Consider the following 15026-nt stretch of genomic DNA (forward strand, 5'->3'; position numbering starts at 1 on the left):
GAATGCCTGCAAGTTACTTTCGCCTTATTAGGATAGGATTAGTCCGGGATTAGATTTTTCTTTACCTGGATTAGAATGTTTTTAATCTCGCGAGCCGACTGCCGGGAGGTCGTAGGGGAAAAGGAAATCGATGGTAATTTCGGTCCCGCGGTTTACTTCCGACGCAATTTTGATCTCACCGCGATGGAGGAGTATAATTCTTCTGGCGAGGGTGAGGCCGATTCCGAAACCTTGTCTGGAGGTGGCATTAGAGCCCCGGAACAGTGGTTCGAATACCTGCTGCAGTTCTTCCTCCGGGATGCCGATTCCCTGGTCGCTGATGACCAGCCTGAGCCGGGTTTCGGTGTTCATTTCCAGGGAAATCTGAACGTCATGGTGCCCGGAATACTTGCAGGCATTGTCTATGAGATTGGTGATGGCGGCTTTCAGCAGTGAATGTTCGCCGGGTATCTCCAGCGGACGGTCCTGCATGGTTACACCGTCGCTGAAATTCAGGCTGATCTTTTGGTCGGCCCATTTGGCTTGAACCTGCTCCATACTGTCCATCAATAGCTCCATGAGATCTACCTTCTGACGGTGCACGTAATTTTCCTGGTTTTCCACGCTGGCAAGCATCAGTAACCCGTTCGAAAGACTGATCAGGCGATCTAATTCCTGCACCGCTTTTTTCTGGCTCTCCCTGAGGCTCGCTTCGTCTTTGTCATAGTAGAGGGCCGTTTCCAGCAGTCCTTTGAGCGTCGCCATGGGAGTTCTCAGTTCATGCGATGCCTGTGAAATAAAGGCGCGCTGATTGGCAATCAGCCGTTCCTGCTGATCCAGCAGTTCATTAAACGAAGTCGTGAGCGACCCTACTTCATCATTTGGGGTGAGATTCCGTAGCCTGAATGAAAGGGTATGATTGAAGCGGCCTTTTATCTGGTCAATAAGCGCATTTAAGGGACGAAGTGCACGTATTGAGAAAATATGGGCAAAAAAGCCGACCAGCCCGATACAGACAATATTAGCAAAAACAAGCAGCTCACCGAGTGATTTCTGCCTTTGCAGGCCCTCGGAGTCATAGGCCGTGATAATCGCAACATAGGGGGCTTCGTCGTCGGGTTGAAAAGAAACCCGGTAAGCCATGGCAACGCCGTCTTTCGGATATTCCCGGCCCTTTACAGGATAGGAGAAAAAGAGCTTGCCTTCATGTCTTACACTGTCGAGGAACGCCGGGGACGGTACGAAGTCAAAAGTCTGCATGTGGGAATAATAGAGGCTGTCTTTCCCGGAAAAAACCATGTCCGATTGTTCATTCAGGACGGTATTGATGCTCCCTTTTAATTCTCCCGCAGGGTCAAATAATTGCTGTGTTCCCAATACGCGGCGCTCAAGACGTTGCTGGAAAAAAGTGTTCCTGTGCCGGGCGTAGGTAAAGTAGATGAACAGAGAAAACGAAAGCAGAACCAGGGTCACAAAGAAAACGAACCATAGGATCAGCCGATGACGAATGAGCATGATCTTACTCTTTTAGCATGTAACCCATCCCGATAACGGTGTGCAGCAGCTTGTGCGGCTGACCGGCATCTATCTTCTTGCGCAGGTAATTGATATACACATCGATGACATTGGTGTTGGTATCAAAACGGATGTCCCAGACTTTTTCAGCAATGTCTACCCGGCTTACAATTTTACCGGCATTAAGCATGAGGTATTCGAGTAGCGCGTATTCCCTGCTCGTCAGGTTAATGCGCTTTCCTGCCCGTGTGACCACCCGCGCACCGGTCTGAAGCACCAGGTCGGCGACAGACAGGTTGCGGCCTGATTCGTCAAAAGAGGTAACCCTGCGGCCCAGCGCTTTCAGCCGGAGCACAAGCTCTCTGAATTCGAAGGGTTTGACAAGATAATCGTCGGCGCCCGAACCGAATCCCTTTTCCTTGTCATTTATACTGTCCAGGGCAGTCAGGAGCAGGACGGGCTGTGTGCTGTCGTTCTCCTTGATTTCCCGGCAAAGATCAAAACCGTTTATTTTGGGCAGATTGAGGTCCAGGATGACCACATCGTACTTTTTGCTGTCGTAAAAGCGCAGCCCCATCATGCCGTCGAACGCAACGTCCACATCATAACCTTCTTCGTTCAGTCCTCTTTTGATGAAAGACGCAACATTGACCTCATCTTCAACCAGTAAAAGTCGCATAATCGGGTAGTAATGGCCGGCCCGGTGCACGGGCATAAAGTATTGCAAAATTACAAATAAATAAACTGCCGGGAGAAGAACAATGTTTTACGGGGTGGAATTCCCGTCGCTGGCCTGCCGCTTTTATGGCGCAATTACAACGGACCGGGAATCTTTCTTGCCTCATAAACGCGTAATATGGTCGATTTGTGTTATTTTCGTCCCGCCGGAAACGGCAATAACACGACTGAACTTTACTTGACGCTCAAAACCAATCCAGTCTTGCCCGAAGGGTAGGGCGGAAAGCTTTGTTGGGGCGATTCGAATGAATGATGAAAGCGGCTTTCCTATGCTTGGGGTTGATGTTGAGCTTCTCAACGGCCCTCTTTGCGCAGAACACAATTTCAGCGGATTCTTCCGGTAATAAACGAAAATGGGATTGGATCAAGGTAAAAGGCTACACGCAGCTGCGGTACAACGAGCTGTTTGAAACCAATCCGAAACTGGAATGTGAACAATGCGATAAATCCTGGGGGACCGGCGTAGGGCTCTATTTCAGGCGGATGCGATTTTCGGTGGATATGGATTTGCTGCCTGGCCTTTCTTTCACCATTCAACCTGATATTTCCGGCCTGGTTGAGGGCGGTTCCGCAGTTCAACTCCGGGATTTATATTTCCAATACGCCTTTGACGCCAGGAAGGAGTTCCGGGTGCGGGTGGGCCAGACAAGGGTCCCCTACGGCTTTGAAAACATCCAATCGACCCGTAACCGTGTGCCGCTTGACCGTAACGACGCACTCAACAGTGCTTTTATCAACGAGCGTGACTGGGGCGTATTTCTCTACTGGACACCGGAAAAGTTCCAGGAACGGTTTGAGGCCAGGGCCGAAAACGGCCTCAAAGGGACCGGTGACTATGGAATTGTTTCGTTCGGGGTATTCCAGGGCCAGAGCACGCTCAAAGATCTTAACCGGAACAAGCACATGGTGCTCCGCTTTTCCTACCCGTTTGATATCGGAAAACAGTTCATGGAAGTCTCAGTGCAGGGCTACATGGGCAGGTACACAATTGATAAGGCTAAGATGACACCGGGGCTGAAAACCAACGCGACGGCTACTTATCCTGACCGGCGGGTAGCGGTTTCCACCATCCTGTTTCCCAAGCCGTTTGGTATTCAGGCTGAATACAATTGGGGAATAGGACCCGAATTTACGCATGACAAGGGAAGTGTCACCACGAAGCCGGGCTGGGGCGGGTACGTGATGCTCAATTACCGGGTGCCCCTGGGAAAACAGGCATTGTATCCCTATTTCAGGGTACAGCATTTCGACGGCGCCAAAAAGCACGAGCGCGACGCCCGGCACTATATTGTGAAAGAGGCGGAAGTCGGGATAGACTGGCAGATCTCCAGGTATGTAGAGCTTATTGGCGCTTACACGATGTCTAACCGGACTTTTGAAGATCTCAGGCTTCCCGACAACGATCAGAAAGGAACGCTTGTCAGGCTGCAGTTGCAGGTGGGCTTTTAATTGGCAAGCCGGTCTACTACCGGTTGAAGCGCTTCAGCCCAGGTCTGGTAAGCCTCCGGGGTCAGGTGGGTCCTGTCGCCGGCATAACCCCGCTGCAGGCCTTCATGGTCAGACAACCATTGGTTGGGGTCTGAATACGTAATTTCGTGTTTTATACAGAAAGAAACCAGCCAACGGTTGAGGCTGTCTACTTTTACCCGGGTTGCCGGGGATTGCCGCTCATAAAGCGTCAGCTGAACGACTGTTTTGACCGAGGCATCCTTCAGCTGCATCAAAATGGATTCGTAGTCGGCGCAGGCCTGGGCTGCCGTCCGCTCGAGGATGGTAAGGTCATTGATACCTGCCATTACAACGCACGCAGAAGGCTCATAGGCAATTACTTTGCTTTTTACCTCTTCCTTCAGGTGTACAACGCCCAGGCCGGGTATGCCGCTGTTCCTGATATCGCAGCGGTTCAGCAGCGAATTCCATTTTCCCTGTGCCATGATGGAATCGCCGAAAAAAACAATCCGGGCTTTTCCCCGCCAGGAAAGGTATTGCTGGAGGAGCCTCTCCCGGAAGAGGAAAGCAGCAGTAACCAATAACGCAAGCAGGAGCATGTTCAGGGTTAGCGAAGCCGGTAGAAGCCAGGAATTTTTTCTCCGGGTTGTAGCATTCATGTCAGTTAAAATTCTTTAAAGCGTCTGTTGACTACATAAGTACAAAATTTCAGCTAATTTGTAGTCGGGGATCGGAAATCGGAAATCGGAAAACGGGGGTCGGAAATCGGATATCGGAAACCGCGTCCTTTGTTGCAACTCAAACCTGCAAAAATGAAAATACTCTCAAGCAAGCAAGTCAGGGCGTTGGATGCCTATACCATTTCAAATGAGCCCGTTTCTTCCTGGCAGCTGATGGAAAGGGCTTCGCGCGCTTTCGTGCAATGTCTTTTGTCCAAATTTGAAGAGGTGCCTCATTTTCATATTTTTTGTGGAAAGGGAAACAACGGTGGCGATGGTTTGGCGATCGCAAGGATACTGGCGGAGCGAGGGCATCCGGTATCGGTTTACGTGGTGGAATACCGGGAAGGAGGTACCCCCGATTTCTTGGAAAACCTGGTAAAGGTCGGCCGGCATTTGAAACCTAAATTTGTTTTTTCGGAAGAAGACCTGACCTGGCCGGAGCATGGAGTGATCATCGATGCGCTGCTGGGAACAGGTTTAAGCAAGCCGGTGGAAGGGCTGCTGGCCGCTGTAATTCTCCGGATCAACGCTACCCGGCTTCCGGTAGTGTCCGTTGACATCGCGAGTGGTCTTTCAGCCGACCGGATTAATCCTGCGGGCGATGTGATTGTACGCCCCGACTGCACCGTTTCCTTCCAGCTCCCCAAGCTTTGCTTTATGCTCCCCGAATGCGCACCGTATGTAGGAGAATGGCAGGTAATTGATATTGGTATTCTGGAGGAAGGTATTGAGCGTCAGTATAGTGACTTCTTTTTGACCACTAGGGAAAATCTGCCACACCTCATAAAAAAGCGAGGTAAATATTCCCACAAGGGTACCTTCGGGCATGCGCTCCTGGTAGCAGGTAGTTATGGGCGGATGGGTGCCGCTATGTTGTCAGCCAGGGCCTGCCTCCGAAGCGGCGTCGGACTGCTGACCGCCTATGTGCCCCGTTGCGGCTATCAGGTTTTGCAAACGGGAGCACCGGAGACAATGGTATTGACTGACCCTGACGACGAGGTTTTAACTTCAATCCCCGATGCCAGGCAATATTCAGCAATCGGGGTGGGGCCGGGGATAGGGACCGACGAAAGGACCTATTATGCGTTTCAGATGTTATTATCCAATTTCTCCGCGCCGATGGTCCTGGATGCCGATGCGCTCAATCTCCTGGCGCAATATCCGGAACTGATGAAGATGTTGCCCGAAAATACAATCCTGACGCCGCACCCGAGGGAGTTTCAGCGGCTCGCAGGAAAAACGGCCAATAGCCTCGAAGCAATCGGGGTAGCCCGTGACCTGGCGGAAAAATACAAAATTATTTTTTGCCTGAAAGGTGCACATACGGCCGTAGTATTGCCCGACAGGCGGGTCTATTTCAACCCGACCGGTAACCCGGGCATGGCGACCGGCGGCACGGGTGACGTGCTCACAGGCATCATCGTGGCTTTGCTGGCTCAGGGCTATGCGCCCGATATAGCGGCCCGGCTGGGGGTTTTTAAGCACGGTGAAGCGGGCGACAGGGCTGCAGCAATCAGGTCGGAAGCAGCGGTGATTGCTTCGGATCTTATCGAAAACCTGAGATGGGGAAAGTAGAAGGTTTTGTTGGCACAGAATTTTATTAAATGATGGCATGTAGAACGAATCCTACCACCTCATACCACTATTTATCATGTACGCCGATCTGAACTACTACCGCAAAACTGAAAAAAGGAAAACCTTTCAGCTTGCCGCTCTTTTGAAATTCGGGGCGTTGCTTTTTCTGGCCGCCTACCTGCTGGTTAAAATTGTTGAACCGGTTCTGGCCAGTGGGATTTATTAAATCTCTGCGGCAAAAACTGACTTTTTCAATTAAATGAGGTAGTATTGTGCGTCCAACACAGGGTCGGCGTATGTACTACATTGACGGGTTTAGTAAGTTTGTCTACAGCCAGAATCTGGCTTCGGGAGTCCGGCTCACGCTGGCAACTTTAATACCCTGCCTGATCTTTCAGCATTACGGTGTGCTTGACACCATGATGCCTTTTGCCCTGGGTACGCTATTGATCGGTGTTACCGATAACCCCGGGCCGCACAACCGGCGCCGCAACACGCTTTTAGCCACTATTTTTTTCTCGTTTCTTTCCAGTTTCGTTACGATCTGGATACAGTCCTATACCTGGCTGATCTATATCGCAATGGCGGTCTTCGGTATTTTTTACTCGATGATCGGGGTTTACGGCAACCGTGCCAATAGCGTCGGCTCCATTGGTTTGCTGGTCTTTATCTTTACCATTGACGAGAATATCACCGGGGAAAGCGCCTACCAGCATGTGCTTCTCTTCATGGCGGGAGGCTTTTGGTATTTCCTGATTTTCCTGTCCCTGGACCGGCTGCGGCCTTATTTGCCGGCCCAGCGCCTCATGGGGGAAAATTTTGTGCTGCTCGGAGAGTTACTTTCGGTGAAAGCCAGGTTTTACATGCCCAAGCCGAAATATGAACGGCTTTATGATAAAATGGTGCCTCTCCAGGTTTCCCTGAAGGAAAACCACGAAGTGCTCCGTGAAGTACTTTTTCGTACGCGTCAGTTTGTAAAGGACTCCGGCAACAAGAGCCGTACGCTTGTACTGATGTATCTCGACAGCCTCGATCTTTTCGAGCAGATACTGAATTCTCAGCAGGATTACCGTCATTTGAACCAGGCGTTCGGTGACAGTAAGATCCTGAGGGTTTTCGGGATCTACATTACATGGCTTGCCGAAGAGGTGCAACATATAGGGGTGGCCGTGCAGGCAGGCGCCGCTTCCAGGTCGGGCCGGGACCTCGCTGAAGGATTCCACAAATGTGAGCTGGCATTTTACCGCTACCGGGCTGACCGTATGACCCAGGAGAATGTCGAAGATTTTATCATGCTGAAACAGGTGCTCCTGAGCATGCGGGACATTACTGAAAGGGTAAAGAAACTTCACCTGGCTACCCGTTACGAGGCCAACCATACCGAAGAACTTCACAGCCTGGCCGGCCCCGACGGGATCGTGCCACGCGAAGACCTTAATCCGAGGGTTTTACTGGACAACCTTTCGTTGAAGTCTACTTATTTCAGGCATTCGCTCCGGCTTACGCTGGCGCTTCTGGTAGGGTATTCGGTATCGCTCGTCTGGGAATTTGGCCACGGTTATTGGATATTGCTGACCATCGCGACGATTCTCAAGCCTGCCTTCGGGATTACCAAGCAAAGAAATATCTATCGGATTGCCGGTACTTTTTTAGGGGTTTTGACTGGTTTTTTATCGATTTACTGGATTGGGAACACCACCGTATTGTTCGTGATTATGATGCTGGCGATGGTGGTCGCGTATACTTTTCTGAAAACCAATTATTTTGTTGCTTCGGCCGGGATCACGCTTTACGTCATTATCGGTTTCTTTTTTACGAATTCGGATATTATCGGGGCAGTACTGGTCGATCGGGTCATCGACACGCTGATCGGCTCCGCTATTGCTTACGTTTTTTCTATGTTCGTGCTGCCCTCCTGGGAGTCCGACAACCTGGATGTTACCGTTCTGGAAGCCCTGGAGTCTAACCAGGGGTATTTTAACGCAGTCTCCAGCGTATTTGGCGGGGGGGCATTCGATCTTGAATCGTTAAAGCACCACCGTAAGGAGGCGGTAATTGCGCTGGCGAACGTCTCCGAAGCGTTTCAGAAAATGATGTCGGAACCCAAGAAGCAACGTGTGAAGCTGGAAGATTTTCACCAGTTTCTTGCCACCTCCCACATGCTGACTTCCTATATGGCTTCGCTGTCGTCTTACGCACAAAATGTTGGCGGTAAGTTTGACGCGGCAGGATTTGTACCCAAAATAAGAGAAATTAACCGGAACCTCGACACTGCCGTGACCATTGTGAAGCGTACGCAGGTGGATCGTATTGATGTAATTAAACAGGCGTTGCCCCAGAATGAGCAATTGATCCAGATGCTGGCAGCGATCCGGAAGGAAGTTCGTGAGACCGGCAGGGAGGGGGTGGAGAACCCGGAACTCAGCCGGAACCTGTCCGATTTACGCACCATTGACGGTCTTTTCGAGCTGATCAACACGCTGACCGTCGACATTGTGAAGATTCTTAACAAACTTTTCTAGGGGAAAGCCAACGCTTCCACGATTATGTACGGGAGTAAGTTAATCCATGATTTGCCAGATGCGGAAGGCGCCGGGAGGTAAACTTACCGGAATGCCACCCGGGCTTTCGTCAAACCGGAAGTTAATATCCCCGGCGGGGTTACCGAAAATGCCGGCCAGCTCATAATTTCTGTCTGTATCAAGCCCTAAGGTTTCTACCCATACCGGTTCGGGGATCCTGACGTGGGTTATGAATTCGCTTTGATGGTCGAAGTTAAAGACCGCCAGCACTTTCTGCCTGCTGGTATATCTTAAAAAAGAGAATATCCGTGTGCTGTCGTAACCGGTGCTCTGGCCGTGAAAATTAACATATTGAAGGTCGTAAAACGCACCTGAATGGAAAGCTTCATTGGCTACAATCAAATGATTGAGGTCGGCGTAAAACTTTCTCAGTATACGCTGCTTATCACTCAGGTTGTTTTCATTGAACTTGCCGCCACGGGTCCAGGCCTGCAATTCCGGGATACCCCAATAATCAAAAATGCTGGTGCGTCCGTCGTCGCCCTGGTAGCCCTCTGCGTCGTTGGCTGCAACGCCCAGTTCCTGACCGGAATAAATCATGACAGGGCCTGTGTGGAGGGTGGCGCTCATGGCCATGGCGGGAAGCGCGCTGAACGGGTTGCCGGCAAAATAACGCGAGGCAATCCTTTGTTCGTCGTGGTTTTCAAGAAACCGTAGCATATTGGGAGCTATTTCGCCGGTTTCCTGCTGCCATAACCGGGTGATGTCATCCGCATTTCCACCGCCTTCTACAAGTCTGCGCATGGTGTCATAAAGACCCACTTTGTCATACAAATAATCGAATTTGCCGTCTGAAAGATAGCGGCGGTACTCGTTGGGATTGTAAATTTCCGCGATAAAAATGAGCTCCGGGTTTTCGTTTTTGACCAGCGGAATTACCCAGCCCCAAAATTCTACCGGCACCATTTCAGCCATGTCGCAGCGGAAGCCGTCCACACCTTTACGGGTCCAGAAAAGCAGGATGTCACGCATCTTTAGCCAGGTGTCGGGAATCGGGTCAAAATGAGTTTTCCGGTTGTCCAGGTAGTCGACGCCGTAGTTCAGCTTTACGGTTTCGTACCAGTCGTATACCGTAGGGTCTGCCCGGAAAACATCATTTCCGGTCGCTTTGGCTGGAAATTCTACGTACTCGTGTTTTACTTTCAGCGGTGTGGACAGTCCTTCCGGGACCTGGAACGGCTCGTTCGGAATGTAGTAAAAATTGTTGTCCGGCGAGAAGGCCAGGTCTGTCCGATCCTGTTCCCCGAAATCAGAGACACCCTCCGGTCGTTTGTCCGACCGGTACTGCCGGGCAACATGGTTGGGAATGAAGTCAATGATACTTTTTAGCTTCTGACTACGGGTCCTGTGCAGCAGCGCCTCGAATTCCTCCATGCGCATGGTAACATTTTCTGCCAGATCGGGGTCTACATCGTAGTAATCTTTAACCGCATAAGGTGACCCGGCTTTCCCTTTAACAATCATCGGGTGGTCTTGTGCTATTCCAAAAAGGGAATAGTCGGTCATGGTAGCGTGTTCCAGGATGCCCGTATACCAGATATGCGTCGCGCCGAATTCCCTGATGGATTGAAGCGCCTTGTCACTAATCTGGTTGAATTTGCCGGAGCCATTTTCTGACAGGGAGCCGAAAAACTTGTTTTTTGTATTGGTGTTTCCGAAATGACGGACCAGGAGCTGATAAATGATGAATTTATGGTTATGCGGCGCTGACATAAGGCGTATGGTAAATGGAACGTCACGAATCCCGGCCCGGGAAGGCAAGCGGGCGGTTGTGAACGACAAACTTAAAAATAAGCATTTCTTATAATTGGCAGGTACAATTCCGGCAAAAAGCCGGTCACTACTTTCGGGTAGGTAACCGGCTATCTGTTGAAATTTTCAGAATAAAAGGGCGGATAGGAGCTCTATCCGCTGCTCCTTACACCTCGGAAAAGAGGATATTCAGCCTATTTAAATGCCTGGATCCTGGGGACGAATATCGCGATCAGAAGTCCGAGAACGGAGATCATTCCAAAAGAAAACCTGAGATCAGTCAGCTCGGCTACAAAACCGATCAACGGCGGGCCGAGGAGGAAGCCGAGGTAGCTGATTCCCGATACACCGGCCAACGCGATGCTGGGGGCCATATTGCCGAGTTTTCCCGCAGTGCTGTACACAATGGGAACAACCGATGAAACTCCGAACCCTACGATAATGAAACCGATGGTGGCAGTAATAATATTCGGGAAGAAAATGGCGATCGCAAGCCCGGTAGAAATCAACAGGCCATTGAGCTGTAGCATTCTCTGCCTGCCGAATCGTTGTTGCAGCTTGTCTCCGGTAAAGCGGCCGATGGCCATCATAATCATAAATGACGCGTATCCGAGCGGGATGAGTTCGCCTTCGGCTTTCACAATTTTTTGAAAGTATACGCCGCTCCAGTCAAACATGGTCCCTTCGGATGCCATACAGCAAAAACCGATCAGGCCCAGTTGCAGGATTATTTTTGGTGGTTTTGACAGGAATGAAGGTTTTGCTTCGGCCTGTGCAGCCGGAGCTGTCGTAGCACTTTCTGTCATGAAACGATTGGCGATCAGTGTGGCGCTGATACCGAAAAGTGCAATGATCCAGAAATGCTGATAGGGGGTCAGTTTCAGGCTGATCATCAAAAGGCCGATAAGCGCGCCGCTAAAACCTGCCGTGGACCATACCCCATGAAAAGAGGCGAGAATGGACCTGCCATACAATTTCTCTACGCTTACCGCCTGGGTATTGACCGAAATATTACAAAGGTTTCCGGAAACACCCATGGCGAACAATGCGAGTGCGAGCTGCCATGCTTCCTTCGCCAGGCCCAGATTGGTCAGGCTGAACGCATAAAAGACAAACGCAATGCCAAGCGTGATTTTGCTGCCATAGCGGGCAACAATTCGCCCTGAGAAGGGAAGTGTGAGCATTTGCCCGGCGGGCAGGGCGAGCAACAGGGTCCCCAAAAGCGCTTCACTGAGCCGCAGTGATGCTTTTATATCCGGAATCCGACTTGCCCAGCTGGCGAAAGAGAGGCCAAGGCAGAAAAAGTAAACGGCAACCGCAATCCGCTGATGGCTCTTTTTGTAGATCGGGGAATTGTCCCGGTGAAGATGAAATCTTTCTTTTGTTATAAAGTTTTTGGGTAATTTTAATACCCGCTCTAAGCTGAAATTCATGGCCTGGTGTGATATTTTCTACAAAAATAGGGGATGTAGTATCGTTTTGCAAATATTTTAAAAAGGTAGAAATATTAAAAAAGTTAAATGTTGAAAAAGTACAGGATTTCCTGAAATCAGCAAAAGAATGAAGAGATTTGAGATGGAATTTTTGGGAATACGGATGGAGATCGCTTTCCCGTCATCCTTAACACCCTGGAGCGGAGATGATATTGTGACTTATAAAATCAGCACAATACCCGCCTGTTAAGCATGTGTAACCGGTTTCTATACCCGTGTGAGATAATGGCAGGTGGGCAGCCGGCGGCTAACGCCCGGACGGTCATCCTGAGAAAAGCGCAGCGGAGTCGAAGGATCTCCTGTTGCTACTAAAAAGCCCGTTGAAACGGATTTGGTGCAGGGAGCGGGAGATCCCTCCATTCCGCTGCGCTCCAGTCGGGATGACCGTCCGGTTGGCGCGCCCAACAGTGTTGTCAATGGTAGGTTATTGAACCAAATTGTCCTGCACCCAATGTATTTTGGCAAAAAACTGCTTTCAGGGCATAACCGGCCTGCGCGGCGCTTCTGAGCGGTGAGCAGGCTCAGTAAAGTTGCCGGAAAGTACCTTTTACGAAGCCTTCAAATGCTTCTTTTTTATAGTGGTCACCACCGAAATACGTTACAATCCTGTAGAACTCGTCGGGCTTGATGTACCCGGGAATAGGCTGGATCAGTTTCATTTTCTCGTCGAGAAAGACAGTGGTGGGAAAACTGGGCTTATTTTGGCTGAGCAGCATTGCCCACGAATGGATGCCGCCTTTGCCTTGCGCCATAAAATGATAGCTCCGGTCGCCAAGCTTGATGCTCTGACGCTGCTCGGCATTGAATTTTACCGGGTAATAGGTCTTGTTGATAAATTCAGCTATTTCGGCCTTTGCATAGGTTTCACGGTCCATTACCTTGCACCATCCGCACCAATCCGTATAAAGGTCGACGAGCATCTTGCGGGGCTCTTTGGCATTCAGTGCGTAGGCTTGTTCGGGTGTGAGCCAATTTACTTTCGCTTTCTTGTCGGGCGGAAAGCCGGCGGGCATTTCGAATGACGACAAACCGACAGTGAATAAAACGGCAAGGAACGCTGCGCCTGCTAATCGGATCATGTTTTGGTTGCGGAATATGGTTAGCTTTCTACAATAACAGCGTTTGGCCGGTTAAAATTACCCGCAGGATAAAAAAAATAAAAATAGCCGGAAAGTACGACGGCCGGCGCACCGGCGATTCACGGGAGTATGACCACCTTCTTTACAGACCGGTCAGTTCCATTTTCGGTTTTCAGCAAGTAAACGCCTGGCGTGAATGTGCCCGGCTTTACGGTAAATACATCCTGTTGTGGCGCCACCGGTATCTCGTGGATCCTGCGACCGTTGAGATCGGTAAAAGAAATGCTTCCCGGGCCGGAAAAGCGCGCTTTTACCGTGAGCGCCTGGTCGCCGCCGGAGGGATTGGGGTAAATTTCGACCGCTTTATTTTTTTCGTCTTCAACACCGGCAATAATATCAACATTTGCCTCGGCGGTGCCATAATCAGCCGATTCGGAATTCTCACTGACGGCTTTCACCCGGTAGGCTACTTTCCTGGTTCCGGCGAGCATTGGCTTATCGCGGAATGACGTAGTGGGGGCCTTTGCAGCAGTAAGGGCGGCCCACCTTTCTTCCAATTCTCCTTTGCGTTCCAGTACGTAGGAAGCTGCACCGGGAACGGCACTCCAGTTGAGGGTGACCTCCGAACCGTCGGTGGCAACGGTCAGTTGTGGTGTGCCAAGTGCATCATAAATAGGAACCTGGTAGAAGCTAAAAGCCCGCATCCCCTTTTTGTTGGTGAGGTAAGGCCCGGTAAAAGGGTAGTAGCTCCCCCCTTCTTCAAGGTACGGCGGCAGGTAGTAGAGTTGTTTTGCTTTCAGCGGGCCTATCAGCTTCAGAACGACGCGGTTGCCCTCGGCGCGGCCTTCCGTTACGACGCCCTGCCAGCCGTCGAGGTAGAAGAAATTCTTCATTTCAAGCGTTACATTACCGTTAGGTCGATACGGATCCGGGTAAACAAGATCCTGGTTTTTATCGAAAACAAGTACCAGCTCATTTTTTTCGGCGCCTCGGGAGATCACTTTCCTGAGGTTCGGCGAATCTATGTTGAGCGTGTCAGCCGAATTGTACAGGTCACGGCTGATGAGCCTGGATACTTCGAAGCCACTCTGAATATTCCCGTTGCGGCCATAGTGGAGACCGTCGAATTCTTTCGTGCCGACGGTAGCTAGCGTTCTTATATCGGGGTAAATATCGGGTAGCCTCCGTTGGTAGTCCCTTAATATAGCCCCTGTCGGGGATGGGTAATAGATAATGTCGATCTGGAAAACGTATGTTTTGCGTATTGCCGGGATGTCCGTTTGAAGGTTATGGTAAAACCGGTCGAAAGATTCCGCCCAGTCTCCGCCTTCGTGGTAAGCCTCGGTTTCACCCTGTCGATAGATAAATGCCTTGCACACGCCGGCGGTACCTGATTTTCGCAGCCGGTAAAGCATCCTTCCGTAGGCAGTGCCAAGGTCGGTCGGGTTGTCGGCATTCCGAAGGGCATGGGTGTAAGCGGAAGACCAGTGAATTCCCCCGTTAATGAGCACATTGGGTATTCCGTTTTTTTCTGAAAGCTGCTTTTGAATTTCCAGCCCCATGGTGCCGACGTTGGTCTTGTATGACACATTTGACAGCGACCATAGCGTGTCGGCTGCATCATAGTGCTCCGTGTTCAGCGTGCCGGTGATCACGCCGAAGGTCCGGCAGAACTCGCTGGTTTCGGTGTCGGTAAAAAAGCCGGTTGAATTGGATTGTCCCATAATCACCAGGGCGTCTCCGCTGACTACCTTTTGCCGGGTAACCAACAGGGTAGAATCGTTGCCTTTTCTGGCGTATACCTTGAAATTGTAATTGGCCAATTCGGCCTTAACAGAGGCTTCCGTAGCAAATGTGCCTTTTTGCCCATTGTATTGGACCTGTGCTCTCAGGTATTTGGTCCGCGTTCCTTCCCGCTCCACCCATACCGAAACGTAATTGTAGCCGGCTGTATCAAAATAGCCTGCAATCGGTACTGCCGCCTCGTTTTTGTCGTTCCTCGGGTAAAGCTGGTAATCCTGGGGCAGCCTTGTAAAATAGGCGTCTCCGAATTTCTGGGCTGCCGCTGAATCACAAAAAAGGAGTAAAAAGAGGAACCACAACGTGAGGACCCTGTGAAAGGCCATGCCGGAAAATGCAGCC

At 50.6% G+C, this 15026-nt stretch carries 11 protein-coding genes; 4 read left to right on the plus strand and 7 right to left on the minus strand.

Going from position 1 to position 15026, the window contains the following annotated elements; genetic code table 11:
• Positions 1–81 precede the first annotated feature (81 nt).
• Both ABD852_RS00860 and ABD852_RS00865 read right to left on the minus strand, forming a co-directional pair.
• A complete protein-coding gene (locus ABD852_RS00860; RefSeq protein ID WP_345026094.1) occupies positions 82–1494 on the minus strand; it encodes an ATP-binding protein in 1413 nt (470 codons plus the stop codon).
• 4 nt (positions 1495–1498) lie between these two features.
• Positions 1499–2173, minus strand: coding sequence for a response regulator transcription factor (locus ABD852_RS00865; RefSeq protein WP_345026095.1), 675 nt, complete (start codon positions 2171–2173; stop codon positions 1499–1501).
• A gap of 341 nt (positions 2174–2514) precedes the next feature.
• On the opposite strand from ABD852_RS00865, the gene ABD852_RS00870 reads away from it, so the two are divergent.
• Entirely contained in the window at positions 2515–3681 is a 1167-nt protein-coding gene (locus ABD852_RS00870; protein WP_345026096.1) for a porin, read from the plus strand.
• Here the strand turns inward: ABD852_RS00870 and ABD852_RS00875 are convergent.
• Positions 3678–4340 carry a GDSL-type esterase/lipase family protein gene (locus ABD852_RS00875; RefSeq protein ID WP_345026097.1) on the minus strand — a complete coding sequence of 221 codons (663 nt, stop codon included), beginning with the start codon at positions 4338–4340 and terminating at the stop codon, positions 3678–3680. The two genes, ABD852_RS00870 and ABD852_RS00875, sit on opposite strands and share 4 nt — an antisense overlap.
• 153 nt (positions 4341–4493) lie before the next feature.
• Here ABD852_RS00875 and ABD852_RS00880 point away from each other — a divergent pair, with 153 nt between their 5' ends.
• From ABD852_RS00880 to ABD852_RS00890, 3 genes are all read left to right on the plus strand, one after another.
• Positions 4494–5978: an NAD(P)H-hydrate dehydratase gene (locus ABD852_RS00880; protein WP_345026098.1), complete on the plus strand. Its 1485-nt coding sequence runs from the start codon at positions 4494–4496 to the stop codon at positions 5976–5978.
• 76 nt (positions 5979–6054) lie between these two features.
• Complete coding sequence (locus tag ABD852_RS00885; protein ID WP_345026099.1) at positions 6055–6204, plus strand: hypothetical protein; 150 nt, start codon at positions 6055–6057, stop codon at positions 6202–6204.
• Between the two features lie 70 nt (positions 6205–6274).
• Positions 6275–8500 (plus strand): FUSC family protein, encoded by a 2226-nt coding sequence (locus ABD852_RS00890; protein WP_345026100.1) that lies wholly within the window; start codon positions 6275–6277, stop codon positions 8498–8500.
• Between the two features lie 39 nt (positions 8501–8539).
• Here the strand turns inward: ABD852_RS00890 and ABD852_RS00895 are convergent, their stop codons facing one another.
• From ABD852_RS00895 to ABD852_RS00910, 4 genes are all read right to left on the minus strand, one after another.
• Positions 8540–10273 (minus strand): alpha-amylase family protein, encoded by a 1734-nt coding sequence (locus ABD852_RS00895; RefSeq protein ID WP_345026101.1) that lies wholly within the window; start codon positions 10271–10273, stop codon positions 8540–8542.
• Positions 10274–10506: 233 nt separating this feature from the next.
• Positions 10507–11745, minus strand: coding sequence for an MFS transporter (locus ABD852_RS00900; RefSeq protein WP_345026102.1), 1239 nt, complete (start codon positions 11743–11745; stop codon positions 10507–10509).
• A gap of 581 nt (positions 11746–12326) precedes the next feature.
• Complete coding sequence (locus ABD852_RS00905) at positions 12327–12884, minus strand: thioredoxin family protein (protein WP_345026103.1); 558 nt, start codon at positions 12882–12884, stop codon at positions 12327–12329.
• Between the two features lie 119 nt (positions 12885–13003).
• Positions 13004–15010, minus strand: coding sequence for a T9SS type A sorting domain-containing protein (locus tag ABD852_RS00910; protein WP_345026104.1), 2007 nt, complete (start codon positions 15008–15010; stop codon positions 13004–13006).
• Positions 15011–15026: the final 16 nt, after the last annotated feature.

It is taken from the genome of Ravibacter arvi (assembly GCF_039540405.1).
GTDB lineage: Bacteria > Bacteroidota > Bacteroidia > Cytophagales > Spirosomataceae > Ravibacter > Ravibacter arvi.